This is a genomic window from Exiguobacterium sp. s102 (genome assembly GCF_018618635.1).
In the GTDB taxonomy this organism is placed as follows: domain Bacteria; phylum Bacillota; class Bacilli; order Exiguobacteriales; family Exiguobacteriaceae; genus Exiguobacterium_A; species Exiguobacterium_A oxidotolerans.
On sequence record NZ_JACSML010000002.1, the window covers coordinates 105,086 to 130,938 of the forward strand.

Sequence of the window (25,853 nt, forward strand, 5' to 3'; positions counted from 1 at the left end):
ACGCATCCTCTTGAGTAACGACATTTGTCGGTCAAGGAGATGCGTTTTTTTATCATCAAGCGAGTCCGAGGACATGCTTCAAGTAATAGGCGATGCCATCGTCTTCATTTCGTTTTGTCGTCCCGTTCGCAAGTAATTTGAGTGGTCCGATCGCATTGCCCATCGCGACACCGTGTCCCGCATACTCAATCATTTCTAAATCGTTTTCTTCGTCACCAAAGGCAACGATTTGTTTCTGTTCAATTCCGAGATGTTGTGCAATCTGTTCCAGACCAATCGCTTTGCTCGTTCCTTTACGCATGACTTCGACCATATACTCGGGCTTGATCCACTGACGGTTCAAGACGGTCTCGGCATGAACATGCGACAGCTCTGACCGGATTTCGTTAACGTGTTCACCCTTGGCATGAATCAACAGCGAGGTCGGTTCATGTTGGAGCAGCCTCCGCAAATCACCGGTCGTTACGGACAGGGCATGGTCTGTATAAAATTCGTAAATCCCGACCGGATCACGTTGGAAATAGACATGATCGGTCACTTCACAGACGATGTTTTGTGTTTTCGTATCAGCAACGGATTCGAGAATATGCTGGACGGTCTTTAGTGGGATCGGATGATGACTGACTTGAAAGTGGGGATCATTCGGATGATGAACGAAACCTCCGTTGAAATTAACGAGTGGTGTCGTTAAACCAAGTTCTTCATAGTAGCGTTTCGCGTGGCGAAACGGACGACCTGTCGCGATGACGACTTCATGACCATTTTCACGCGCTTTGTGCAGTGCGGCAATATTTGCAGGACTGATTGTCTTGTCGTCTTTTAAGAGTGTACCGTCGAGGTCGACGGCAATAAGATGACGTTTCATACATTCACCAACTTCGCTTTAGATTCTTTCCTCATTACTTTAGCATATGGACCGGTAGAAAACAGGGAAGTGACTGTTTTGAGCAAAAAGGAAAACGCTTAAAAAAATCCGATTAAAGCTGTCGGATGATTTAAAAAATGATATACTACGAGACGTAGGACTAATAAAAGTAAGCTATGGAAATGGAGGGGAAAGAATGCGTTTTCTCGTTACATTCTTTTGGTCGTTCTTACTCGTGAACACAGCTGTGTTCATCGTATCAGCGGTCGATGCAGTTACGTATAACTTTGGATTTGCGACAGCGATGTCAGTCGTGACGTCACTTGTTGTCTTCGCACTTGATGCAGTCAACGAAGATCTTGGTCTTGGTCAAGGGACAAAGGCAGAATAACTTGAAAGCGAGGTATCGTCACTGGGCGATATGCTCGCTTTTTATCGTTTATAGTGAGGGGGAAGAGGCTTGATTTTAATTAAACAAGCACTTGTTAACGAGATCCCGACGGATGTACTTGTCGGGGGTGGAACGATTCTAGGAATCGGGACATATAATATCGATCAGGATTTGCTTGAACAAACGATTGACGGTACGGGGAAGCGACTCGTTCCAGGATTGATCGATGGTCATGTTCATCCGATTGGCGGAGGTGGGGAAGGCGGATTTGCTTCTCGGACGGCTCCGTTAGTCGCTAGTGATTTCTTGACGGGTGGTGTGACGACGGTCGTCGGATTACTTGGCACGGATGGTTGGACCCGGACCGGGATTGATTTACTGGCACACGTCCGCGGGTTTGCACGACACGGAATTCGACCTTTTCTGTTAACGGGCAGCTACGCTGTCCCGCCCGTTTCGATTACGGATACGATTGGTCGTGATATCGTCCTTATCAATGAAGTCATCGGACTCGGCGAGATTGCGATCAATGATCATCGTTCGACTCAACCGACTGTTCAGGAGCTGACGCGACTCACAGCTGAGGCGCGCATCGCCGGGATGGTCAAAGGGGTCAATGGAACGATGAACGTCCATATTGGAGACGGGAAACTAGCGTTACATCTCCTCGAAGAAGTCGTCCGGACGTCGGATGTACCGATCGAACAATTTTTACCGACACATATCAATCGAAGTGAACGGATTTTTGAAGCCGGTCTTGCTTGGGCGAAACAAGGGGGACGGATTGATTTTACGACCTGTACGACAAAAGCCTTCATCGAAGAAGGCGAGGTGCCGGCTGGACTTGCGCTGAAACGGGCACTTGAAGCAGGGATTCCCTTACGGCAGATCACGATGTCGAGTGACGCCGGTGCGAGTCTGCCGGCGTTCGATGCGGCAGGTAAACTTCTACGAATGGAATCAGGAAAGCCGACCTCGATGTTGCAAGCGGTCGAGGAAGCGGTTCGTCATGGGGTAGCGTTTACGGACGCCATTCAGACGGTCACACGAAACGTTGCCGAAGCTTACGGGATTTCCGGAGGGACAATCAAACCGGGTGAACGTGCCGACCTGTTACTGATTAGTGACGCTTTTGAAATCGATACGATTCTAGCGGGTGGTCATGCTATAATGATTCAGAAAAAATGGCTTATGCCAAAATGATGGAGGGATCGATTTGTCGAAAAAGTCTACGCGCGTGAAGCCGTCGAAAAAGTCGCAATCAAAAGCGAATTGGATAACGGCCGGCGTCATCGCATTGATCGTCATACTGGGAGCAACATTGCTGCTCTTCATGGATAATGAAGATTCAGCAACGAAAGATGGAAATCTAACAGCGAGTCAAGTCGCTGAAAAATTAAAGTCAGGTGACGAATTCTATACGTACTTCTATCAGACAGGGTGCGTCCACTGTGAAAAAGTAAAACCGTACTTAGTACCGCTCGGCGAGCAACAGGATATTCCGTTTGAACAGATTGATCTTGCTGTCGAACAGTCGGCGTGGGATACATTCGGTATCGAAGGAACACCAACTGTCGTCCACTTCAAAGATGGGAAAGAAGTAAGCCGTGTCGCAGGCGAACAGACAGAAGAAAGCTATAAGGAATTCTTCGCAGGTAAGGATATTGAGGATTCAAAAGAAGAATCATCGGGTGATTTAAATGATTAAAAAATGGTTTTTTAAAAATCTATTCGAATTAAATGGACGCCCGTTCGTCGCACATCAATTGCGGCGCTTTGCGATGAGTGAATTGAGCCGGCCTTTCATCAAACCGTTTATTAAGCTGTATGATTTACAAATGGACGAAGCGAGTCAGCCGGTCGACGCGTACCCGACTCTACATGAGTTGTTCGTCCGTCACTTAAAAGAAGAAGTCCGACCGATTACGCAAGCTGAGCACGCATTCGTCAGTCCGTGCGACGGTGTTTTATCTGTCGTCGACGACTTGATGGAAGAGAGTCGCTTCACGGTCAAAGGACAAACGTATTCAGTCGCGGAATTGATTGGTTCACACCATGAAGCGGCAACGTACGTTGGTGGCCGTGTCCTGATTTTTTATCTCAGCCCACAAAATTATCATCGCGTTCATGTTCCAATCGATGGGACAGTTCGGACGAGTTATACGCTCGGGCGGGATTCTGCACCGGTCAATGATCTTGGATTGGCTTACGGAACGCGACCGCTGACACGAAACTATCGACGGGTGACGCGAATCGTCCAAGGTGCACATGCGCTTGAACACGTCATGGTCGGAGCGTTGAACGTCAACACGATCGTCCAGACGAATCATGCACGTGACATTCGTCGTGGCGACGAGTTCGGGTATTTTTCATTCGGTTCGACGGTCGTTTTAATTGCTCCAAAAGGTGCGCTTGATTTAGAAGGTGATGTAACTGGTCCTGTCTTGATGGGACAAGCACTTGGTATTTGGAATTCATGAAAGCAAAAGCGCCCTTAAAGTGAAAGGGCGTTTTCTTTTGTGCATCGCTCTACGCCATTGATTGTGCTATAATCGAACGATAAGAACATAACTGTTTCTTAAACTTAACTATAGAGCTAGACCATTATCTGGAGGTTTTATTCTTGTTCAAACGACTTTATCCGAAACATTTCGTCGCATCCATTTATGATATCGATTTAGAGATGTTAAAACGAAACGGTGTCAAAGCAATTTTGACGGATCTTGATAACACGCTTGTTGCATGGGATATTGCCGATGCTCCAGACGAATTGGTGTCATGGCTGGATATGGTGAATAATCAATACGGATTTGACGTCATCATCGTCTCGAATAATAACGGCGATCGTGTCAAAAAGTTCGCGGATCCACTCGGACTTCACTATATTGCACCTGCCCGAAAACCATTACCAATCGGTTTCAAACGAGCATTAACGGAATTCGGTTACCATGCAAAAGAAGTTGTATTTCTTGGGGATCAGCTGTTTACTGATGTGCTAGGAGCAAATTCCGTAGGCATCGAAGTCATTCACGTCCAACCCGTCGTTAAAACAGACGGTGTCGTCACTAAATTCAATCGCTTGATGGAACGTCTCGTCTTCCGTCGCATGAAACGTAAAGGCATCTATAAATTGACGCAACGTGTCAAAGAAGAGTCTGAAACGGAAAAGCGGCAGATCGAGTCACTGCGTCAAGATAAGCAACAATGACCCTGTCATACCGGTAGATGAAAGGATAGGCAGTAGTCGCAACATGTACGGCAATAGGTCGGAAGTTACGCTCTTGGAGTAGCGTGCAGGGTGCTACGTTGAATAGAGAAGGGAAAGTTCCCGATGCGGCTCAACACACATATGAACGAAGAAATTCATTGCGCCGGCTGTGGTGTCGAGATTCAAACAGAGGATCCGAAAGCACCAGGTTATGCGCCTAAATCTGCACTTGACCGTGAAATGGTCATTTGCCAACGTTGTTTTAAACTGAAACACTACAACCAAATTCAAGACGTTGCATTGACGGACGATGATTTTGTCAAAATTTTAGACGGAATCGGTCAAAAAGATGCACTCGTCGTTAAAATCGTTGATATTTTTGATTTCAACGGAAGTTGGTTACCAGGATTACACCGCTTCGTCGGAAAAAATGATGTCCTGCTTGTCGGGAATAAGGCAGATTTGTTGCCGAAATCACTTAATCCGAATCGTTTGATGAACTGGATGCGCCAAACATCGAAGGAACTGGGCTTACGTCCGGTAGATGTTCACTTGATTAGTGCGAAAAAAGGGCATGGCGTCGATGAATTAGCCGAGAAGATTGACTACTATCGTAAAGGGCGCGACGTTTACGTCGTCGGCTGTACGAACGTCGGGAAATCAACGCTCATCAACCAAGTCATTAAACGTTTTGGTGAAGAAGAAGAGGCCGTCATCACCGTCAGTCACTTCCCAGGAACGACACTCGATTTGATCGACATTCCGCTAGATGACAACTGTAACCTGTACGACACGCCAGGAATCATCAATCATCATCAGATGGCGCACTATGTCGATGCGCGCGACTTGAAATTGATTACGCCGAAAAAAGAAATCAAACCACAAGTCTTCCAAATCCACCCGCAACAAACGTTATTCTTTGGTGGTTTAGCACGCCTTGACTACATGGAAGGGAACAAACGTTCATTCGTCATCTATATGTCAAATGAACTCAAGGTTCACCGGACGAAGTTAGATAAGGCGGACGATCTTTATGCAAATCATAATGGAGAGTTATTATCGCCTCCGAATGAAAAAACGCTTGAGATGTTACCACCGCTCGTCCGTCATGAGTTCAGCTTACGTGACAACATGAAAACAGATATCGTCTTCAGTGGACTCGGTTGGGTTGCAGTTCACGGAAAAGGTGGACGAGTAGCTGCCTACGCGCCTAAAGGTGTTGCTGTTTCCTTACGTGAGGCGCTCGTCTGATGCGTTTCGCTGTCATCGGTCATCCGATTGCCCATTCACTTTCACCCGTGCTGCACGAGGCATGGCTGGAAGCGGCTGGGCTTTTCGGCTGTTATAGTATGATAGATGTCGAAGCAGACGATTTAGAGCAGGTCGTCCGGCAATTACGGATGCGCGAGCTCGACGGGATTAACGTCACGATTCCCTATAAGACGGCAATCATCCCGTTTCTTGATCGACTCGAGCCTTCTGCTGAAAAAGCAGGGGCGGTCAATACGGTCTATTTTGACGGGACGGAACTGGTCGGTGCGAATACGGACGGGACGGGATTCGTTCGTGCCTTGTCCGCAAGACAATCGTCAGAAAACATTCTTGTGATTGGCGCGGGCGGGGCGGCGCGAGGAATCGTCGCAGCGCTCGACGGGACTGTCACACTCATGAACCGGACGAATCAACGCGCGCGCGCGCTTGCCGCTGAATTTCAGGCGCAGGCAATCGACTGGTCGGAGTCACCAGATTTAACGCCGTATGACACAATCATCAATACGACATCGGTCGGTATGATGCCACGCATCGAAGCAACACCAATCGTATTGACCGAGACGACGGCACTGATTTGTGATATTATTTATCGACCGACTCCGACGCAACTACTACGTGATGCCTCGGCTCGAGGACTCGCGACACTAGACGGCGTCCCGATGTTCGTTTTACAAGCGGCTGAAGCATTTGAACGCTTCACCGGTCATGCACCTGATCTTACGCTTGGTGAGCAGGTGATTCGAAAGCAATTGGAGGAATATTGATATGTTAACAGGTAAACAAAAACGATTTTTACGTGCGACAGCACATGATTTAAGCCCGATTTTCCAAGTGGGGAAAAATGGCGTTGGAGAAGCGATGTGTGCGGATTTGATTGATGCACTCGAAAAACGTGAATTATTGAAAGTCCAAGTTTTGCAGAACTGTGCCGACACACCAAAAGACGTAGCGGCTGAACTCGTCGACGGAACAAATGCTGAACTCGTTCAAGTCATCGGTAAAGTTGTTGTTCTCTACAAAGAATCGAAAGAGAATAAAACGTTACAATTACCACGATGAAGATTGGTTTGATGGGCGGAACGTTTGACCCGCCCCACATCGGTCATTTATTGATAGCGGAACAAGCAAAGGAACAACTGCATCTTGATGCGGTTTGGTTTTTACCTGCGAACGTCCCTCCGCATAAAGCGGCGAACGTGACGAGTGCTGCGCAACGGTTGAAGCTCGTTGAAGCCGCTGTCCAGGCAAACGATGCGTTTTCCGTCTCGACGATTGAGTTCGAGCGTCAGGAAAAATCGTATACGCTTGAGACGGTTCTCGAATTGAAAAAACGGTATCCGACAGACGAGTTCGTGTTTCTACTCGGGGCAGACTCGCTTGCGAGCCTTGATACATGGTATCAAGCAGACCGCCTGTTTGAGGCAGTTCAATTCGGAGCGGTCGCACGTCCAGGCAGTCGTTATTTGATTCCGGCAGGTGCGCAGGTGACAGCAGTCGACTTACCGTCGCTTGAAGTGTCTTCGACGGACATTCGAAAACGTGTCGCCCGCGGTAAAAGTATCCGTTACCTTGTTCCTGAAGCTGTCCGACAACTAATCGAGGAGTGGGAATTGTATGTTACTTGAAGAAGCAGACGATATCATTAAACGAACACTCCCGCATAAGCGTTATGTGCATACGCTTGGAGTTGTTGAAACAGCTCGTCAACTCGCGCGGCGAAACGGTGTCGACGAGGAGACGGCAGCGTTCGCTGCGATGCTGCACGATTATGCGAAGTATCGGGACACCGAAGAAATGCGGACGCTCGCTCGCGAACTCGGACAGCTCGAGTTGCTCGATTATGACGATGAGCTCTTGCACGCGCCAATCGGCGCAGAACTCGTCAAACGTGAACTCGGTATCGAGGATACGGTGATTTACCAAGCAATCGCGAATCATACGACCGGTGCTCCGGATATGCCGTTGCTCGATCAAGTGATTTTCGTCGCCGATGCGATTGAGCCGAATCGTACGTATCCAGGCGTTGAAACATTACGTAAAATTGCAGACGCCGATTTAACGGACGCCGTCATCGCGACGCTTGCGCATACCATCCAATTTTTATGTAACAAACAAACAGTGATTTTTCCGTTGACGATTGAAACGTATAATGCGTTCGTCACGGCTAAACGAAAGGGGACCGTCCTATGACAGTCGAACAAGAATTAAAATTAATCGTAAATGCAATTGATGATAAACGGGCAGAAGATATCATCGTTTTAGATATGAAAAACATCTCTCCAATCGCAGATTATTTCGTGATTTGTGAAGGTGGATCAGAAAAGCAAGTTCAAGCGATCGCACGTGAAGTGAAAGAAGTTGCGCATAAAAATGAACTTCCGATCAAACGTCTCGAAGGACTTGACGCAGCGCGTTGGGTACTCGCCGATCTTGAAAATGTTGTTGTGCATGTCTTCCACCGTGATGACCGTGACTACTACAACCTTGAAAAACTCTGGTCAGACGCACCTAAAGTAGAAGTCGAGATCGACTGATGGCGTACGAACAGTTTGCATACGTCTATGACGAGTTGATGCAAGATGTTCCCTACGACGAATGGGTCGCCTGGGTATCGCAATACGTCGAAGCAAACAGTACGATTGCTGACGTCGGTTGTGGGACAGGAACGGCGACGTTGTTACTCGCTGAGCATTACCGCGTGACAGGTATCGATCTATCGGAAGAGATGCTTGAAATTGCACAAGAAAAAGCGATGGAACAACAGCAAAAAATCGATTTTTGGTGTCAAGACATGCGCGAAATCGAATTGCCTGCTCCAGTCGATGCGCTGACGATTTTGTGTGACTCGCTCAACTACCTGAAGACAGAAGCGGATGTGCAACAGACGTTCGAACATGCGGCACGGACGTTAAAAGAAGGCGGGAAGTTGTTGTTTGATGTGCATTCCCCGCATAAGATGGAAACACTCTTTAACGGGAAAACATATGCGACACACGCCGAACAAAGTTCTTATATTTGGTTTGCCGATCCCGGAGAAGCACCACTGTCCGTCGTCCACGAATTGACGTTCTTCATCGAAGACGAAGATGGACGTTACGACCGTGTTGACGAGACACATCATCAACGGACGTATCCGCCGGAACAATACGTGACGTGGCTTCGTGAAGCAGGATTCCGGACGCTCGCCGTAACAGGTGATTTCACGAGTGATGCACCAACACCGACGGCCGAACGAATTTTCTTTGTAGCTGAAAAAATATAATGGATGGACCGTTGCAAAAGGAAACTTTCGCAGCGGTTTTTTGTGCTGTATGTTAAAGAAAAATACACGATTTACATGAAAAAGATTTCTTGAGGAATTGATTTGTCAGTTAACACCACGAGAAAAACGAATTACTCAAAGCTACGTGACGACTCGAGCCTGGTAAAGTCGAGGCAAGAGGAGGGAGACCGATGACTATTCCCCGGATTCAACAAATCGCGAGTGTTGTTGTTGTCGTGTTACTGATAATCGTACTGTTCGTCCCGTTACCATCGTGTTCGAAAGAAGCGCTCGTCGACAAACCAGCAATCGTTAAGCATGAGCAAGACGTCAAAGCAGAAGATCAAGGGTCCACGGAGCAGACCCTCTTAAACAAAAAAATCATGGTTGATGTGAAAGGGGCAGTCAAGCGACCGGGACCCTATTCCTTTAAGTTAGGCGACCGGATTAAAGACGCAGTCGTTCGTGCGGAGTTGACACAAGCTGCTGATGTGACAGAAATGAATCTCGCGGCACGGTTGATTGACGGTCAGGAAGTCATTGTTCCGACAAAAGAAAAAGTGAAACTTACACAACCGAAAGAAGAAGTGCCACAAGCAGATGTGCCGACTGGTCTGCTCGACTTGAATGCTGCGACGGAGCAACAGTTACTTGAAATCCCTGGAATCGGTCCAGCTAAAGCGAACGCGATTTTAGCCTATCGTGAAGAAAAGGGCGGGTTCGCGCGTTATGAAGACTTAGGAGAGGTTAAGGGATTTGGTGACAAGACGCTTGAAACATTGAGAGCCTATTTCATTGTTTACTGATGCCGTTATTCCCGTTATTTTTCATGATTGTATTGATCGCAATCAAAGAGTCACTTTGGCTCGTAGGTGTGATTTGTCTCGTTTTGACCATTAAAAGCTGGTCTTTTACTTCGACACGCCTTGTCTTGATGAGTCTGTTGGTCGTAGTGCTCATCGTGTACGGACAAGATTTCGTTGATACGACACCGATTCAGACAATTGATATTTTGGACGCGAAGCAAAATGGAGATCGGATTCGGTACCTGGCGACTGCGAATCAACAGGAGTTGATCGTTTCGGCGACGCTAGATGAACATCAGGATCTCGATTACGAGCGAATTGGAAGACGATGTCAAGTCGAACTGACGGAAAAAATGGTTTTACCCCGTGTCAATCGTGGCGGCTTTGACGAGGCGCGCTGGATGCGTACAGAACGATTAGCAGGAAAATTCGAAGTGAAAGAATGGGGATCGTGTACCGATACACCTGGATTTGACGCGCAGGGACGCAGGATGCGCCAAGCATGGATGGACCGGATTGAACGACTTCCGGCGAAACAAGCCTTGTATATCGAAGCGCTCGTGCTAGGTGAGGACCGATTGATGGATCAGTTGACGCTTGATCGCTTCAAGAAGTTTGGATTGTTACACGCAATCGTCATTTCAGGTTCACATATCGCCTTTTTGATTTTTACGATATTATGGATTTTGAAAAAGTGCCGATTGACGCGTGAACGAAGAGCGGAATTCGTCCTTGTCTTATTACCGTTATATGGTTGGCTGACGGAATGGAGTGCGCCGGTCACGCGTGCAGTCTGCGTCGCGTTCATCTTGATGCTCTATCAGCGTCTCGGACGACGGACAGACCCGCTCCTCGTGGTTGCCTATGTTGCAGCAGCGCAACTCGCCTATTCTTATACGAGTCTTTATGATATCGGCTTTCAGTTGACTGTCGGACTAACGATTTTTTTATTATTGTCGCGCAAGATCTGGCAAAAAGTAAAACGTCCTTGGAACTGGTTGTTAATTAGTGTCTGGGCGCAAATCTTAACGAGCCTAGTCTTGCAAATGGCGGAACAAACGGAAGTTTCGCCATGGTCGCCTCTGTTGAACCTCGTCATTGGAGCCTGGATCGAATGGATCATCCTTCCGCTTTCCTTTCTAGTAGGCTTACTCTTGTTTTTCCCAGTCACGGATACATTCATGACGCTCCACGAGCGAGCAGTTGGTGTACTTGATCTTGCCCTCGCGCAAGCGGAGCAGTTACCTGTTCCGACCGTTGCTGTCCACTTATTGTCGTTACCACTCTTTTTGCTCGTTATAGTCGTCGTCTTAATCGGATGGTATGTAGCGGAACAAAAGTGGTGGGGGCATCTTCTTCCCGTCTGTGCTCTCCTTCTTGGAAGTGTATCGATGGATTTAAGGACGGAAGAACAGGTGACATTTCTCGACGTCGGTCAAGGCGATAGTACGGTAATCGAGAAGGATGGAGAAACGTTCGTCATCGACACAGGCGGGGCGTTTACGTTATCACAACGTCCCACGTTACGTCCGTTCGACCCTGGTAGTCAAATCGTTGCGCCTTTTCTTCATACGCGCGCGGAGACAGTAATCGACGGACTCATCTTGACTCATGCTGACAATGATCATATTGGAGGTGTCATCGGGTTATTAAAGAAAATTCGTGTCGATACGATTTATTTCGGAAGATACGATAATCAGGATGAAAAGCGGCATCGTTTGCTGGAGCAGATTGAAGCGACAGGGACCAAAGTGGAGTTCGTCAAGGCAGGGCGAGAGATACGACCTTGGCTTACTGTTGTTGCACCTGACGAATCAGAAGCAGAGGAGAATGACCGTTCCATCGTGTTGCTTGCGGACGTTGCAGGAAAACGGGTTTTGTTGACGGGTGACGCGAGCATTGAACAAGAAGAAGGTTGGAACCTTGGACCAATCGATATTTTGAAAGCGGGTCATCATGGCTCGAAGACGTCGACGGGACTCGACTTGTTGCAACAAACGAATCCAGAAACAGTCATCATCTCCGCGGGACGGAATAATCGTTATGGTCACCCGCATGAAGAAGTGTTAGATCGCATCGGAAATCAGCGGACGATTTGGCGGACGGACAGGGACGGGATGATAACTTGTTCTTCAGCAGGCTGTGAAGCTATGATAAAATAAAAAACAGCAACCCCCCAAGGTTGCTGTTTTAGTGATTATAGACTTAAGAATTTGATTAAAACGCCAATGATGAATAAAACGGCGAAGAAACCAAATGAAGCGCCAAAACCGACGGCTGAGTCAAGCGCGTCATTACGTTTTGATTGAATATCGTTTTCAAACGCATTTTCACTTGGTGGGCGTACTGAATGTGCCATGCTGCATTCCCCCTTAATAGATTCCGCTTCTAGTATAGCGGAATAAAAGAGGATTATCTATGATGAAGTTAAGAACAAACTGTGAAATGTGGTGGGAATGATGAAAACACCTTGGCTTGTCAACGGAAAGTTGGCTAACCTTTATTTATTATATGGGACGGAGCGTCATCTTTTAGAGGAGTGGGAACGTGAAATCGTGAAGGCGGCATTACCAGATGGCGAACGATTTGACTACATGAAGATCGATTTAAACGATCAGCCTCTCGATGCCGTGTTAGATGAGGCGGAAACAGTTCCTTTTTTAAGTGATTACCGTGTCGTGGTTGCAAAACCAGCGACTTTTCTGACGGGCGCGAAAGATAAAAAAACGCATAACGTTGATCGATTAGCGGAATATGTCTTACAACCGGCAGATTATGCAGTCGTCGTTTTAATTGTCGAAGCGGAGAAACTGGATGAACGAAAAAAAATCGTCAAGCGGTTGAAAGATCGTGCGACGGTCCTCGAAGCAAAAAAGCCGACTTCGGAAGAATTATTCCGCTTTACGATGGGTACTGTTAATGACAAAGGATACCGGATGGAGCGACCGGCAATTGAACGGTTAATCTTTTTGACAGGAGAAATGTGGGGAACGCTAGCGCATGAGCTCGATAAGCTGATGCTTTATGCAGGCGATCATCCGACGATTGAATTGGCGGATGTTGATTTGTTAGTACCGCGGACACTTGAAGACAATGTCTTTCAATTGACGGATTACTTAATGAAACGTCAACTTGAGCCTGCGATTCGCCTGATTCGTGACTTAGAAAAGCAAGGTCAGGAAATATTAGCGCTGCTCGGTTTGATGGCACGTCAGTACCGAATGATGTTACTGTCTAAGCGCCTGGCGGAACAAGGTTATGGTGAACGACAAATTGCTTCAAAGGTCGGGGCGCATCCATATGCGATTAAATTAGCATTGCAGTCCGGGAAACGATTTACGTTCGCCCAACTCGAACAAGCGTTAATCACCATCACGACGACTGATGAAGGGATGAAGACTGGGCGTGGTGATAAGCGAATATTGTTTGATTCACTAATCGTCCGACTAGCGACTTTGTGAGGAGCTGACTAACTAATGGAAATTCGAATGATTCAAGCAACAGAAGTGATTCCACTTCGTCATGGCGTCTTACGTCCGCATCAACCGATTGAGGCGTGCACGTATCCGGACGACTTGGCGACAGATACGTTTCACCTCGGAGGCGTCAAGGACGGTAAAATTGTCGCAATCGGCTCATTTGCAAAACGGTCATATGATACAGCTCCCGAATTGACATATCAATTGCGAGGAATGGCGACGAGTCCGGATGTACGTGGTGAAGGATACGGGATTGCATTGCTTGAAGAAGCACGACGAATTTTAAAGGAACGGCAAGCTACTGGTTGGTGGTGTAATGCCCGGCTAGTCGCAGTTCCGTTCTACGAACGATTTGGAATGAAGATTGCGAGTGAGCAATTTGAAATCGAAGGAATTGGTCCGCATCACGTGATGGTCGATCGATTGACGTATTGAAACGAAGTATTCAAATCAACTGAGACTGACTCGAAAGGAAGCATTCTTTTGGAGTCGGTCTCTTTTTTAAGCACAAAAAAATCGCCACCGGGGAAGCCCCTAGTGGCGATCGATCACCGTATTCTTCGGAAAGAATTAAAGTGCGTTTACGAGTTTAGCGAGACGTGATTTGTCACGACCAGCTTTGTTGCTGTGGATAAGACCTTTAGCAGCAGCTTTGTCGATTTTCTTAGACGCTGTGTTGAAAGCTACGAGCGCTTGCTCTTTGTTACCTTCAGTAGCGAAAGTTTCGACTGCTTTGATAGCTGAACGCATTGACGATTTACGTTGTACGTTAGCGACGCGGCGTTTTTCAGCTGTTTTAACACGCTTGATTGCTGATTTAATGTTAGCCATGGATGATTCACCTCCAAGAAAACTCATTCGAGATTTATATTCGCATATCTGCATTTATCGTTCAACAGAACAAACACAATTGTAGCAAACGTTTTTCTTAAAAGCAATAACAGCTCTAGGGTTTCTTTGGATTTTTGTTTTTCGGTAAAACAAAACGGGATGGTACAGCTCGTCTGATTTTTGTTATAATGAAGCGTATGTACGTTTGAATATAAGGTAAGGTGACTATAAACATGAATAATGCAGACCGTTTAAAACGGCAAAAGAGCATTCGGAACTTCTCGATTATCGCCCATATCGACCACGGGAAATCGACGCTCGCTGACCGTATTCTAGAAAGAACAGGCGCTTTGACGTCACGTGAAATGAAAGACCAAACGCTTGATGCCATGGATCTCGAACGGGAACGTGGAATTACAATCAAGTTGAATGCCGTCCAATTGAAGTATACAGCAAAAGATGGTGAGGAATATATCCTCCATCTGATCGACACACCTGGACACGTCGACTTTACTTATGAAGTTTCGCGTTCACTCGCAGCGTGTGAAGGTGCTGTTCTCGTCGTCGATGCGGCGCAAGGGATTGAAGCACAAACACTCGCGAACGTCTACTTGGCGTTAGATAACGATCTTGAAATTTTACCGATCATCAATAAAATTGACCTGCCGTCGGCGGATGTCGAACGTGTTCGTCAAGAAATCGAAGATGTCATCGGACTCGATGCATCTGAAGCGGTTCCGACGTCAGCAAAAGCAGGAATCGGAATTGAAGAGATTCTTGAACAAATCGTCGAAAAAGTGCCTGCACCAACCGGTGATCCGGCTGCACCGCTTGAAGCGTTAATTTTTGACTCGTTCTATGACCCGTACCGTGGTGTTGTCGCATCAATCCGAATCGTCAACGGAACGGTCAAAGTCGGTGATAAAATTCGTATGATGTCGACCGGTAAAGATTTCGAAGTCTTAGAACTTGCCGTTTCGACACCAAAGGCACTTCGTCAACAAGAATTAACGGTCGGAGATGTTGGTACATTGTCAGCGTCGATTAAGACCGTTGGAGACGTCCGAGTAGGGGATACGATTACACTCGCGAAACAACCGGCAATCGAAGCGTTGCCGGGTTACCGGAAAATGAATCCGATGGTGTATTGTGGACTGTATCCAATCGATGCCGCCCGTTACAATGATTTACGTGAAGCGCTTGAGCGTCTCCAGTTAAGTGATGCAGCACTCGAGTTCGAGCCGGAGACATCGCAAGCACTCGGATTCGGTTTCCGCTGTGGATTCCTAGGTATGTTGCACATGGAAATCATTCAAGAGCGAATCGAACGTGAGTTCAACATCGATATGATCACGACAGCACCGTCGGTTATCTACAACGTGACGACGACGTCTGGCGAAGTCTTGCATGTCGACAACCCGTCGAAGATGCCCGATCAACAAAAGGTCGAGTTCATCGAAGAACCTTTCGTCAAGGCAGCTGTCATGACGCCGAACGACTATGTCGGGGCAATCATGGAACTTTGTCAAAAGAAACGTGGGACGTTCATCGACATGGAATACATCGATACGACACGTGTTAAAATCACGTATGAGTTACCGCTTTCAGAAATCGTTTATGATTTCTTCGATCAATTAAAATCGAGTACAAAAGGATATGCTTCACTGGATTACGAATTGATTGGCTACCAACAATCACGCCTTGTGAAGATGGATATCCTATTGAATAACGAAAACGTCGATGCCCTGAGTTTCATCGTTCACCGTGATTTTGCGTACGAACGTGGGAAAGTCATCGTTGATAAATTAAAAGAATTGATTCCACGGATGCAATTCGAAGTGCCGATTCAAGCTGCGGTCGGGACAAAAATCGTTGCGCGTTCGACGATTAAAGCCCTTCGGAAAAACGTTCTCGCAAAATGTTATGGTGGGGATATCTCACGAAAACGTAAATTGCTTGAGAAGCAAAAAGAAGGTAAGAAGCGCATGAAGATGGTAGGCTCGGTAGAGGTACCTCAAGAAGCCTTCATGTCGGTTCTGTCGATGGATGAAGATTAAAGTCAAAAGGGGGCGTTTAACGCACCCTTTTTCTTGTTTATATAGAAAGGATGAGGCGAAATGACTCCACGCGCCGCATATGTCCACATTCCGTTTTGTGAACATATCTGTTACTACTGTGATTTCAATAAAGTATTTTTAAAGAATCAACCGGTTGCGGAATATTTAGATGCGTTAGAACGTGAAATCGAACTGACACTACAACAATACCCGACCGATCGACTTGAAACGATTTTCATTGGTGGCGGAACACCGACTGCCCTGAACGAACAACAGATGCAACGTCTGATGGACATCATCAGCAAACATCTCTTGCCGCTGACGGATGAGACGCTTGAATACACGGTCGAGTCGAATCCGGACGGCGTATCGCCTGAAAAACTCGATATCATGAAAGCGGGTGGTGTCAACCGTGTCAGTTTCGGTGTCCAGTCGTTTGATGACGGATTGCTTGAACGGATCGGTCGGACGCACCGGGAAGCGAAAGTCGCAGAGACGCTTGACGAAGCGGCTAAACGGTTTGATAACATTTCCGTCGATTTGATGTTCGGCTTACCGAATCAAACGCTTGAGCAAGTTAAATACGATGTCGAGCGCGCCCTTCGCTTACCGATCACCCATATTTCGTCGTACTCGTTAATTTTGGAACCGCACACCGTGTTCGCGATTCAAGAACGAAAAGGAAAACTCCCGTTACCGACACAAGATCTTGAAGCAGAGATGTATCGTTTGATGATTGAGACGATTGAAGCCGGTGGTTTGAAACAATACGAAATCTCGAACTTCTCGTTACCGGGGAAAGAAAGTCGGCATAACCGGGTCTACTGGGAAAATGATGAGTATTACGGTTTCGGCGCAGGCTCGCATAGTTACATCGCTCAAACACGTCGCGCGAACATCGCACCGATTCCGCATTACATCAAGGCGGAAGGTTTACCGGTCCGCAACGAGACACCACTGACACGTGTCGAGCGAATGGAAGAAGAGATGTTCCTCGGACTTCGGATGAAACAAGGGGTGTCAATCGAACACTTTGAGCAAAAGTATGGGATAGCGTTAGATGCTGCTTTTGGTAAAACAATCACGAAGTTATTGCCGCGCGGATTAGTCGAACGGACGGATACACACTTGCGATTAACGGAGGCGGGTGTCCCGCTTGCGAATGAAGTATTCGCCGAGTTCATCGGTGAAGCGGAAGTTGAATGATTTCAGGACGACAAAAAAACCAATCCACAGTAGCGGGATTGGTTTTTTGCGTACAGACAACGTGCTATTGGGAGATAAAAGCGTCTTTTCTCGTTATTTTCCTCGTACGCGTCTATTTTTTAGATTTTCTTGCGAAATAAGCAGTCGTTCCGATGATGGCAATGAACAACCAAACGAACACACCGGCCATCGCAAACATCTCAAGCATCTTGATCATCCTTTTCATCATTTGTTTCACTGTATCGTATAATGGGAAACTGTTCAAAGGGTTCAGCAAATCTGTTGACATCATTTCCACTATTCCTTATAGTAAAGATGTAATTAGCACTCGTTAAAAGTGAGTGCTAACAAAATAAGGTGGTGAAGAAGGTGCTGACGGATCGTCAATTGTTGATTTTGCGTGCAATCGTCGATGATTATATCAAAACCGCTCAACCCGTCGGCTCACGGACGCTCTCGAAACGAGACGACGTGACGTTCAGTTCCGCGACCATTCGAAATGAGATGGCGGACCTCGAAGAGATGGGATTGATTGAAAAACCGCATACTTCTGCGGGACGAATTCCATCTGAGCTTGGATATCGATTTTATGTCGATCATCTGATTCGTCCGGAAAGCATCTCACCGCAAGAGGCAAAAGCATTAAAATCATTATTTGCCCATTCCGTGAATGAAAATGATCGCTTGATCAGACATACGGCGGACTTGTTGAGCGAATTGACGCATTACACGACACTTGTATTAGGTCCTAAAGAAGAAGGACAACGGCTCCACCATTTAGAATTAATTCCGTTAGCAGAAGGACGCGTCGTAATCGTTCTCGTAACGGATACAGGTCATGTTGAGCATAAGACACTTCAGTTAGCGGAAGCTCTCTCACGTGAGGCAGCGAGTCGACTGATGGAACGTCTGAATAAGACGTTACGAGGAACGCCACTGAGCAATCTTCGTATTCGTTTGCTGGAAGAAATCAGACGTTTTCGTTCCGAACATTCGGAGCAGACGTCGTTACTTTCGAAAGCACTCGATATCGTTTTGATGGATCAACAGGATGAGCGTCCCTTGATTTATCTGGGTGGGAAAGCAAACATGTTCGACCAACCGGAATTTCAAGACGTCGCCAAACTAAGACCTGTCTTAGAATTGATTGAACAGCAGGAAGCATTGTTTGATTTCTTGAGTCCGAATCTCGATAATCAAATCTTGATTACAATCGGAAGTGAAAACAATGTCGATGCCCTGAAGGATTGTAGCGTGATCCGTGCCCATTACTCCGTTGATGGCGTTTCGCTCGGGACACTTGCGCTGATTGGTCCAAAACGGATGGATTATAATCGAGGCATCAATTCGATCATTCATCTTTTGCAAGCATTCCAAACCGAGCTGCGTAAGAACAGCTTGGATTGAATATAGAAAGGGGCTCGATTCAGAGTGGAAGAAAAAGAGCAGAATCAAAACCTCAGTAATGAAGAAACAACCGAGCAACAAGCAGAAACAGTTGAAGTAACAGAAGAGGAACTCGTGCAAGCGGACCTCGTCGAAGAAGAAGCAACACCGAATTTTGAAGCGCAACTTGCTGAAGCAAAAGCATCAGAATTACGGTTGCGTGCCGATTTTGATAACTTCAAGCGCCGTAACCGGATTGAAGCAGAAAATCGTGCGAAGTATTCATCACAATCTATCGTCGAGAAGTTACTCCCACTCGTCGATAACCTTGATCGCGCACTTCAGATTGAGTCTGACAACGAAGAAACAAAGTCCGTCTTAGCGGGTGTCGAAATGGTCAAGCGTCAGTTAGCCGAAACCCTTCAAAACGAAGGTGTCGTTGAAATTCCAGCGGTTGGCGAAGCCTTTGACCCGAATCTGCATCAGGCAGTCGTTCAGGAAGCAAGTGACGAATTCGAGTCGGGCATCGTAACGGCTGAATTCCAAAAAGGGTATAAGTTACATGACCGCGTGATTCGTCCAAGCATGGTCAAAGTCGCAGAGTAATCTCGAATCATCCGAAACACAACAATTAACTAATCGAAGGTGAGGAATTTATCATGGCAAAAATCATTGGTATTGACTTAGGTACAACGAACTCATGTGTAGCAGTAATGGAAGGCGGAGAGCCGGTCGTTATCGCAAACGCAGAAGGTAACCGTACGACACCATCTGTCGTCGCTTTTAAAAACGGAGAGCGTCAAGTCGGGGAAGTCGCGAAACGTCAAGCAATCACGAACCCGAATACAATCATGTCGATCAAACGTCACATGGGTACAGACTACAAAGTTGAAGTTGAAGGAAAAGATTACACGCCACAAGAAGTATCAGCAATCATCCTTCAAAAGTTGAAAGCGCAAGCTGAAGATTATCTCGGTGAAAAAGTAACGGAAGCGGTCATCACAGTTCCTGCTTACTTCAACGATGCAGAACGCCAAGCAACAAAAGACGCGGGTACAATCGCTGGTCTTGACGTAAAACGGATCATCAACGAGCCGACTGCAGCAGCACTTGCATACGGACTTGAAAAAGGCGAAGACCACACAATCTTGATTTATGACCTTGGTGGCGGTACATTCGACGTTTCAATCCTTGAACTTGGTGATGGTGTCTTTGAAGTTGTTTCAACAGCCGGTGACAGCCGTCTTGGTGGAGATGATTTTGACCAAAAAATCATCGATCACCTTGTTGCAGAATTCAAAAAAGACAATGGTATCGACTTAGCGCAAGATAAAATGGCACTTCAACGTTTGAAAGATGCTGCTGAAAAAGCGAAGAAAGACCTTTCAGGTGTCTCTTCGACACAAATCAGCCTTCCGTTCATCACGGCTGGCGCAGCAGGTCCACTTCACCTTGAAATGACGTTATCACGTGCGAAATTCGACGATTTGACTGCTGACCTCGTCGAGCGGACGATGGAACCAACGCGCCGTGCCCTTAGCGATGCTGGTATGTCACCAGATAAAATCGATAAAATCATTCTTGTCGGGGGATCAACACGAATTCCTGCAGTCCAAAAAGCAGTTCAAGACTTCACAGGTAAAGAATCATTCAAAGGCGTTAACCCGGACGAAGTGGTTGCCCTCGGTGCAGCAGTTCAAGGTGGCGTATTGACTGGTGACGTCAAAGACGTTGTTCTTCTTGACGTAACACCACTTTCACTCGGAATCGAAACAATGGGTAGCGTGATGACGAAGTTGATCGATCGTAACACGACGATCCCGACATCGAAATCACAAGTTTTCTCTACAGCAGCTGATAACCAGCCGGCAGTAGACATCCACGTCCTTCAAGGGGAACGTCCGATGGCAACAGATAACAAAACGCTTGGTCGTTTCCAGTTGACAGACATTCCACCAGCACAACGCGGCGTGCCGCAAATCGAAGTTAAATTCGACATCGATGCAAACGGAATCGTTAACGTATCGGCGAAAGACCTCGGTACAAACAAAGAACAATCGATCACAATCCAATCATCAAGCGGCTTGACTGAAGCGGACATCGACCAAATGGTCAAAGATGCTGAAGCGAACGCAGATGCAGACAACAAACGTAAAGAAGAAGTTGAACTTCGTAACGAAGCCGATCAACTCGTCTTCGCGACAGATAAAGCAATCAAAGACCTCGGCGAACAAATCGATGCTGCCGATAAAGAAAAAGCAGAAGCTGCAAAAGAAAAAGTAACAACGGCTCTTGCTGGAGAAGACATCGAAGCGATTCGTACGGCGAAAGATGAATTATCAACAGTCGTTCAAGAACTCACACAAAAAGTCTACGAAAACATGGCTCAACAACAAGCTGGCGCTGAAGGCGCACAAGCTGACGGACAAGACGACAACGTCATGGACGCAGAATTTGAAGAAGTAGACGATAAAGACAACAAATAATTCGAATCGACCGATTTTTCGGGCGCTAGAGAGAGCCAAAGCGTGATCCGCGCTTTGGCTCTTTCCATGTCGCACGAAGTTCGGTAAAATCAAACAGTATGAAGTGAATCGGAGCCAAAGAGAGGGAGACTGAACGTGGAAAAACGCGATTATTATGAAGTGTTAGGTGTTGCACGCGACGCCTCAGCAGCAGAAATTAAACGAGCTTATCGGAAACTCGCCCGGACGTACCATCCGGATGTCAATAAAGAATCAGATGCCGATGCAAAATTCAAAGAGATTTCGGAAGCGTACGAAATTTTGTCTGACGACAATAAACGAGCACGTTACGATCAGTACGGTCACCAAGATCCATCGCAAGGTGGTGCAGGATTCGGCGGCGCAGAAGGATTCGGGGACATCTTTGACATGTTCTTTGGTGGTGGTGGACGCCGTCAAGATCCGAATGCACCGCGTAAAGGACAAGATCTCCAGTACGTAGAAGAAATTGATTTCATGGAGGCATTCTCGGGTGTTGAGAAAGTCATCACGATTCCAATCGAGGAAGATTGCGAAACGTGTCATGGATCAGGTGCAAAACCAGGGACGCACCCAGAAACATGTAAACGTTGTGCTGGATCAGGTCACATCAACGTCGAACAAAACACGATGTTCGGTCGTGTCGTCAACCAAACAACATGTTCGACATGTCACGGGCGTGGACAAATCGTCAAAGAACCATGTGAAACATGTCGTGGTGCAGGTCGTGTCCGTAAAAATAAAGACGTTCGTGTCAAAATTCCAGCAGGGATCGACAATGGACAACAAATTCGCTTAGCTGGTAAAGGGGAAGCAGGCGTCAACGGCGGACCGTTCGGTGATCTCTACGTCGTCGTCCGTGTCCGGGAACACGAATTGTTCGAGCGCGTTGACGATCATATCGTCATGGACATGCCGTTAACATTCGCTCAAGCGACACTCGGGGATGAAATCGAAGTGCCAACCGTTCATGGAAAAGTTAGCTTGAAGATTCCGGCCGGTACACAAACTGGATCACGGTTCCGCCTTCGTGGTAAAGGGATGCCGAACGTTCGTTCAGGTCATCATGGTGACCAGTATGTCAACGTCGTCCTTATCACACCGAAGCATTTGACAGATCGTCAAAAAGAAATCTTACGTGAATTCAACGAAATCAGTGATGAAAAAGGTGTCGAAGAGCAGCATGAAGGTGTCTTTGGCCGTATTAAAACATTCTTTAAAGGGTGATTCGCTAAAGGAGCGTGACAGGAAATGAAATGGTCAGAAGTTTGTGTCCATACGACACAAGAAGCAGTCGAAGCAGTCTCGAATATTTTACATGAAGCAGGAGCGAGTGGTGTCGTCATCGAGGATGTCGAAGATTTCGAGATGATGTCGCATCGTGAAGACAACTTCGGTGAAATTTGGGATGAGAAAAAACGAGACGAATATCCGGATACAGGTGTCCTCGTCAAAGCTTATCTTGCGGAAAGTAGCGATTTGACGGATATGATTAAAGGAATCGAACGTGATATCCAGATGCTGACGCAGTTCGGACTGACGATCGGTTCAGGTACTGTCACGCTCACACAAGTCGATGAAGAAGATTGGGCCCATTCGTGGAAACAGTTTTATAAACCGGTCAAGATCAGCCGTCACTTGACGGTTGTTCCGATGTGGGAAGACTATACACCACAACCGGATGAAAAAATCATCGAACTTGACCCGGGTATGGCGTTTGGGACAGGAACGCATCCGACGACAGTTCTCTGTATTCAAGCGATTGAAAACTACTTGCAAGAGCAAGATCGCGTCGTCGATGTCGGGACGGGTTCAGGTGTCCTCGCAATCGCCGCTGCGAAACTGGGAGCAAAAGATGTATTCGCGCTTGATTTAGATGAAGTCGCCGTTAAATCAGCGACGGATAACGTGGCACTCAATCAAGTCAGTGACCGGATCACAGTCCGTCAAGGTGACTTGATGAAAGCATTAAATGAGCCTGTCGAATTGATTGTCGCAAACATCTTAGCTGAGGTCATCTTATTGTTTGTGAACGATGCCTACGAGCTGACACTACCAGGCGGGCATTTCATTGCCTCAGGCATCATCAGTCAGAAGAAAGACATGGTGGTCGAGGCGATGACCGAGGCTGGTTTTACGATTGTTGAAACAACAAAACTGGAAGACTGGGTCGCAATCATCGCGAAACGCGAGGCCTGAGCCGATGCAACGATACTTTGTAGAGCAGACAGCTCGCTCGGGAGAACGGTTTACCTTGCAAAAGGATGACGCCCATCATATGAAAAACGTCATGCGGATGGATGTCGGGGATGAAATCTTGGTCCTTGATGGAACCGGCCTATTTCGTTGTGCGCTCGAAGAACTCGACAAACAACAGGCCGTCGCACGGATTGTCGAGTCGTCATCAATCGATACAGAATTACCGATTCGGGTGACGCTTGCCTATGCCTTGCCGAAAGGTGATAAAATCGAGCTTGTCGCTCAAAAAGCGACCGAACTCGGGATGAATCAACTACTCATTTTTGAATCCGCCCGTTCGGTCTCGAAATGGGATGCGAAAAAGGTCCCGAAAAAAATCGAGCGTCTTGAAAAAATCATCAAAGAAGCAGCCGAGCAATCCTACCGTGCTCACTTGCCGCAAGTTGACTATGTGACGTATGATGAAGTCCTACAAGAAGCACCGCAATATACGGCATGTTTAGTCGCATACGAAGAAGCAGCGAAAGAAGGCGAAGCTACGGCTTTTGCCTCGACCCTTGCGCGGCTACAAGCAGGGGATTCACTCCTCGTCGTGATTGGTCCTGAAGGTGGACTGACGGAGACGGAGGTAACACGGTTGACCGATGCCGGCTTCTTACCGGCATCACTCGGACGACGGATTTTACGGACGGAAACGGCGCCGCTGTATGTCCTATCCGCCGTATCGTATCATTTTGAACTGAAAGGGTGAACGAAATGGCTACTGTTGCCTTTCAAACGCTTGGCTGTAAAGTCAATCATTATGAGACAGAGGCCGTCTGGCAGCTGTTTAAAGATGCAGGTTACGCGCGTGTCGATTTTGCAGATCATGCAGACGTCTACGTCGTCAATACATGTACCGTTACGAATACGGGTGATAAAAAAAGTCGTCAAGTCATTCGACGGGCGATTCGTCAAAATCCAGACAGTGTCATCTGTGTAACGGGTTGTTATGCGCAGACATCGCCTGCTGAAATCATGGCGATTCCAGGGGTTGACGTCGTCGTCGGGACACAAGACCGCCACAAGATGATTGGGTACATCGAACAGTTCCGCGAAGAACGGATGCCGATTAATGCAGTCGGGAACATCATGAAGGCAAAAGTCTACGAAGAACTGGACGTTCCAGCGTTTACGGACCGGACACGTGCTTCGCTGAAGATTCAAGAAGGCTGCAATAATTTTTGTACCTTCTGCATCATTCCATGGGCACGTGGGTTGATGCGTTCTCGTCAACCGGAAGATGTCTTAAAGCAAGCACAACAGCTCGTTGATGCCGGTTACAAAGAAATCGTCTTGACGGGGATTCATACGGGTGGCTACGGTGAAGATTTGAAAGACTATAACTTAGCGAAGTTACTCAAAGCACTCGAGTCCGTCACAGGTCTTGAACGCCTTCGGATTTCTTCGATCGAAGCGAGTCAAATCACGGATGAAGTGTTAGACGTCTTAAAGGATTCGCCAATCGTCGTCCGACACTTGCATGTTCCGATTCAGTCAGCATCGGATACCGTTTTACGGCGGATGCGTCGTAAGTACACGATGGCGGAGTTCGGGGAACGGATCACGCGTCTGAAAGAAGTGTTACCGGACTGTGCCATCACGTCAGATGTCATCGTCGGTTTCCCGGGTGAGACGGAAGAAGAATTCATGGAGACGTTCAACTTCATCAATAATCATAAGTTCAGTGAGCTGCATGTCTTCCCTTACTCGAAACGGACAGGGACACCAGCTGCGATGATGGACGATCAAGTGGAAGAGTCGATGAAAGAACAGCGTGTTGCGCGTTTGATCGCTTTATCGGATCAACTCGCAAAAGAATATGCTTCAAAATACGAAGGGGAACTGCTTGAAATCATTCCGGAAGAGTTTTCGGAAGAAGCAGGCGGTCGTCTCGTCGGTTACACGGACAATTACTTACGTGTCGCGATCGAGGGAGACGAATCTTTGATTGGTCAACTCGTGCGCGTCAAAATCAATAAAGCCGGCTATCCAATGAATGACGGACAATTCGTCCGCATCATGGAGACATTAAAAGAACAAGCGATCTGAAATGAGTTCGTCTTCCTGCTTCAGGGAGGCGAACTTTTTTAGCGAGTAGACAACGTGCTATCGGGAAATCAAGCGTCTTTATTCGTTGCTTTCCTCGGGCGAGGCGCAAGCCGTTGCTCCTTGGTCCTAACGGACAACGAGCAGGGTCTTGCCTGCCTCTGAAAGTGCGTTGAAAACGCACTTTTTCCCGCAGGAGTCAACGAAACGTGACGCTTTTTAGGTAATATCTTGAAAAAAAGCCAGACAAGCAGACGACGATTTAGAGCGCAATCCGTCGCGACCCTGCATAGCTTTGC

Annotated in this window: 29 protein-coding genes; 25 read left to right on the forward strand and 4 right to left on the reverse strand. The window is 47.2% G+C overall.

Going from position 1 to position 25,853, the window contains the following annotated elements:
* Window positions 1-55: 55 nt before the first annotated feature.
* On the reverse strand, window positions 56-865 hold the full coding sequence (locus KNQ02_RS05490; protein WP_214807462.1) for a Cof-type HAD-IIB family hydrolase: 810 nt from the start codon (window positions 863-865) through the stop codon (window positions 56-58).
* A 196-nt stretch (window positions 866-1,061) separates the two neighbouring features.
* Between KNQ02_RS05490 and KNQ02_RS05495 the strand changes: the two genes are divergently transcribed.
* The 14 genes from KNQ02_RS05495 to KNQ02_RS05560 all read left to right on the forward strand — a co-directional run bounded on the left by KNQ02_RS05495 (window position 1,062) and on the right by KNQ02_RS05560 (window position 11,966).
* Window positions 1,062-1,256, forward strand: coding sequence for a YjzD family protein (locus tag KNQ02_RS05495; RefSeq protein ID WP_012369663.1), 195 nt, complete (start codon window positions 1,062-1,064; stop codon window positions 1,254-1,256).
* A 69-nt stretch (window positions 1,257-1,325) separates the two neighbouring features.
* Window positions 1,326-2,459 (forward strand): beta-aspartyl-peptidase, encoded by a 1,134-nt coding sequence (iadA, locus tag KNQ02_RS05500; RefSeq protein WP_088836509.1) that lies wholly within the window; start codon window positions 1,326-1,328, stop codon window positions 2,457-2,459.
* Window positions 2,460-2,472: 13 nt separating this feature from the next.
* Complete coding sequence (locus KNQ02_RS05505; protein WP_029332880.1) at window positions 2,473-2,964, forward strand: thioredoxin family protein; 492 nt, start codon at window positions 2,473-2,475, stop codon at window positions 2,962-2,964.
* Complete coding sequence (locus tag KNQ02_RS05510; RefSeq protein WP_214807464.1) at window positions 2,957-3,736, forward strand: phosphatidylserine decarboxylase; 780 nt, start codon at window positions 2,957-2,959, stop codon at window positions 3,734-3,736. Before KNQ02_RS05505 ends, KNQ02_RS05510 begins: the two co-directional genes overlap by 8 nt.
* A 143-nt stretch (window positions 3,737-3,879) precedes the next feature.
* Window positions 3,880-4,464, forward strand: a complete 585-nt coding sequence (locus tag KNQ02_RS05515) for a YqeG family HAD IIIA-type phosphatase (protein ID WP_088836511.1) — start codon at window positions 3,880-3,882, stop codon at window positions 4,462-4,464.
* Between the two features lie 141 nt (window positions 4,465-4,605).
* Window positions 4,606-5,715, forward strand: a complete 1,110-nt coding sequence (gene yqeH, locus KNQ02_RS05520; protein ID WP_029332883.1) for a ribosome biogenesis GTPase YqeH — start codon at window positions 4,606-4,608, stop codon at window positions 5,713-5,715.
* Entirely contained in the window at window positions 5,715-6,500 is a 786-nt protein-coding gene (aroE, locus tag KNQ02_RS05525; RefSeq protein WP_214765469.1) for a shikimate dehydrogenase, read from the forward strand. The genes yqeH and aroE overlap by 1 nt, the downstream gene beginning before the upstream one ends.
* A 1-nt stretch (window position 6,501) precedes the next feature.
* Complete coding sequence (gene yhbY, locus KNQ02_RS05530) at window positions 6,502-6,795, forward strand: ribosome assembly RNA-binding protein YhbY (RefSeq protein ID WP_088836513.1); 294 nt, start codon at window positions 6,502-6,504, stop codon at window positions 6,793-6,795.
* Window positions 6,792-7,361: a nicotinate-nucleotide adenylyltransferase gene (locus tag KNQ02_RS05535; RefSeq protein WP_088836514.1), complete on the forward strand. Its 570-nt coding sequence runs from the start codon at window positions 6,792-6,794 to the stop codon at window positions 7,359-7,361. Before yhbY ends, KNQ02_RS05535 begins: the two co-directional genes overlap by 4 nt.
* A complete protein-coding gene (gene yqeK, locus KNQ02_RS05540) occupies window positions 7,351-7,926 on the forward strand; it encodes a bis(5'-nucleosyl)-tetraphosphatase (symmetrical) YqeK (RefSeq protein ID WP_214765466.1) in 576 nt (191 codons plus the stop codon). The genes KNQ02_RS05535 and yqeK overlap by 11 nt, the downstream gene beginning before the upstream one ends.
* Window positions 7,923-8,270 carry a ribosome silencing factor gene (gene rsfS, locus KNQ02_RS05545; protein WP_029332888.1) on the forward strand — a complete coding sequence of 116 codons (348 nt, stop codon included), beginning with the start codon at window positions 7,923-7,925 and terminating at the stop codon, window positions 8,268-8,270. The genes yqeK and rsfS overlap by 4 nt, the downstream gene beginning before the upstream one ends.
* Window positions 8,270-8,998, forward strand: a complete 729-nt coding sequence (locus tag KNQ02_RS05550) for a class I SAM-dependent DNA methyltransferase (protein WP_214765464.1) — start codon at window positions 8,270-8,272, stop codon at window positions 8,996-8,998. The genes rsfS and KNQ02_RS05550 overlap by 1 nt, the downstream gene beginning before the upstream one ends.
* A 191-nt stretch (window positions 8,999-9,189) precedes the next feature.
* Window positions 9,190-9,804 (forward strand): helix-hairpin-helix domain-containing protein, encoded by a 615-nt coding sequence (locus KNQ02_RS05555; protein WP_214807466.1) that lies wholly within the window; start codon window positions 9,190-9,192, stop codon window positions 9,802-9,804.
* Between the two features lie 23 nt (window positions 9,805-9,827).
* Complete coding sequence (locus KNQ02_RS05560; protein ID WP_251135034.1) at window positions 9,828-11,966, forward strand: DNA internalization-related competence protein ComEC/Rec2; 2,139 nt, start codon at window positions 9,828-9,830, stop codon at window positions 11,964-11,966.
* Window positions 11,967-12,001: 35 nt separating this feature from the next.
* On the opposite strand, the gene KNQ02_RS05565 is transcribed toward KNQ02_RS05560, so the two are convergent.
* Window positions 12,002-12,163: a YqzM family protein gene (locus KNQ02_RS05565; protein WP_029332892.1), complete on the reverse strand. Its 162-nt coding sequence runs from the start codon at window positions 12,161-12,163 to the stop codon at window positions 12,002-12,004.
* A gap of 100 nt (window positions 12,164-12,263) precedes the next feature.
* On the opposite strand from KNQ02_RS05565, the gene holA reads away from it, so the two are divergent.
* Entirely contained in the window at window positions 12,264-13,265 is a 1,002-nt protein-coding gene (gene holA / locus KNQ02_RS05570) for a DNA polymerase III subunit delta (RefSeq protein WP_214807470.1), read from the forward strand.
* Between the two features lie 15 nt (window positions 13,266-13,280).
* On the forward strand, window positions 13,281-13,718 hold the full coding sequence (locus KNQ02_RS05575) for a GNAT family N-acetyltransferase (protein WP_088836521.1): 438 nt from the start codon (window positions 13,281-13,283) through the stop codon (window positions 13,716-13,718).
* A 135-nt stretch (window positions 13,719-13,853) separates the two neighbouring features.
* Here KNQ02_RS05575 and rpsT read toward each other — a convergent pair whose 3' ends face one another.
* Complete coding sequence (rpsT, locus tag KNQ02_RS05580) at window positions 13,854-14,114, reverse strand: 30S ribosomal protein S20 (protein ID WP_014969761.1); 261 nt, start codon at window positions 14,112-14,114, stop codon at window positions 13,854-13,856.
* 233 nt (window positions 14,115-14,347) lie between these two features.
* Between rpsT and lepA the strand changes: the two genes are divergently transcribed.
* Both lepA and hemW read left to right on the forward strand, forming a co-directional pair.
* Complete coding sequence (lepA, locus tag KNQ02_RS05585; RefSeq protein WP_029332895.1) at window positions 14,348-16,171, forward strand: translation elongation factor 4; 1,824 nt, start codon at window positions 14,348-14,350, stop codon at window positions 16,169-16,171.
* A gap of 60 nt (window positions 16,172-16,231) precedes the next feature.
* Complete coding sequence (hemW, locus tag KNQ02_RS05590) at window positions 16,232-17,377, forward strand: radical SAM family heme chaperone HemW (RefSeq protein WP_088836523.1); 1,146 nt, start codon at window positions 16,232-16,234, stop codon at window positions 17,375-17,377.
* A 112-nt stretch (window positions 17,378-17,489) separates the two neighbouring features.
* Here the strand turns inward: hemW and KNQ02_RS05595 are convergent, their stop codons facing one another.
* Window positions 17,490-17,669: a hypothetical protein gene (locus KNQ02_RS05595; RefSeq protein WP_088836524.1), complete on the reverse strand. Its 180-nt coding sequence runs from the start codon at window positions 17,667-17,669 to the stop codon at window positions 17,490-17,492.
* Between the two features lie 77 nt (window positions 17,670-17,746).
* Here KNQ02_RS05595 and hrcA point away from each other — a divergent pair, with 77 nt between their 5' ends.
* The 7 genes from hrcA to mtaB all read left to right on the forward strand — a co-directional run bounded on the left by hrcA (window position 17,747) and on the right by mtaB (window position 25,557).
* Window positions 17,747-18,784, forward strand: a complete 1,038-nt coding sequence (hrcA, locus tag KNQ02_RS05600) for a heat-inducible transcriptional repressor HrcA (protein WP_214805130.1) — start codon at window positions 17,747-17,749, stop codon at window positions 18,782-18,784.
* Between the two features lie 24 nt (window positions 18,785-18,808).
* Complete coding sequence (gene grpE, locus KNQ02_RS05605) at window positions 18,809-19,369, forward strand: nucleotide exchange factor GrpE (protein WP_029332899.1); 561 nt, start codon at window positions 18,809-18,811, stop codon at window positions 19,367-19,369.
* 53 nt (window positions 19,370-19,422) lie between these two features.
* Window positions 19,423-21,249 (forward strand): molecular chaperone DnaK, encoded by a 1,827-nt coding sequence (gene dnaK / locus KNQ02_RS05610; protein WP_088836525.1) that lies wholly within the window; start codon window positions 19,423-19,425, stop codon window positions 21,247-21,249.
* Window positions 21,250-21,384: 135 nt separating this feature from the next.
* Window positions 21,385-22,494: a molecular chaperone DnaJ gene (dnaJ, locus tag KNQ02_RS05615; RefSeq protein WP_088836526.1), complete on the forward strand. Its 1,110-nt coding sequence runs from the start codon at window positions 21,385-21,387 to the stop codon at window positions 22,492-22,494.
* Window positions 22,495-22,518: 24 nt separating this feature from the next.
* The gene (gene prmA / locus KNQ02_RS05620; RefSeq protein ID WP_029332902.1) at window positions 22,519-23,466 is read left to right on the forward strand and encodes a 50S ribosomal protein L11 methyltransferase; all 948 of its coding nucleotides are present in this window, start codon (window positions 22,519-22,521) and stop codon (window positions 23,464-23,466) included.
* Between the two features lie 4 nt (window positions 23,467-23,470).
* The gene (locus tag KNQ02_RS05625; RefSeq protein WP_214805132.1) at window positions 23,471-24,217 is read left to right on the forward strand and encodes a 16S rRNA (uracil(1498)-N(3))-methyltransferase; all 747 of its coding nucleotides are present in this window, start codon (window positions 23,471-23,473) and stop codon (window positions 24,215-24,217) included.
* Between the two features lie 5 nt (window positions 24,218-24,222).
* The gene (gene mtaB / locus KNQ02_RS05630) at window positions 24,223-25,557 is read left to right on the forward strand and encodes a tRNA (N(6)-L-threonylcarbamoyladenosine(37)-C(2))-methylthiotransferase MtaB (RefSeq protein WP_214802707.1); all 1,335 of its coding nucleotides are present in this window, start codon (window positions 24,223-24,225) and stop codon (window positions 25,555-25,557) included.
* Window positions 25,558-25,853: the final 296 nt, after the last annotated feature.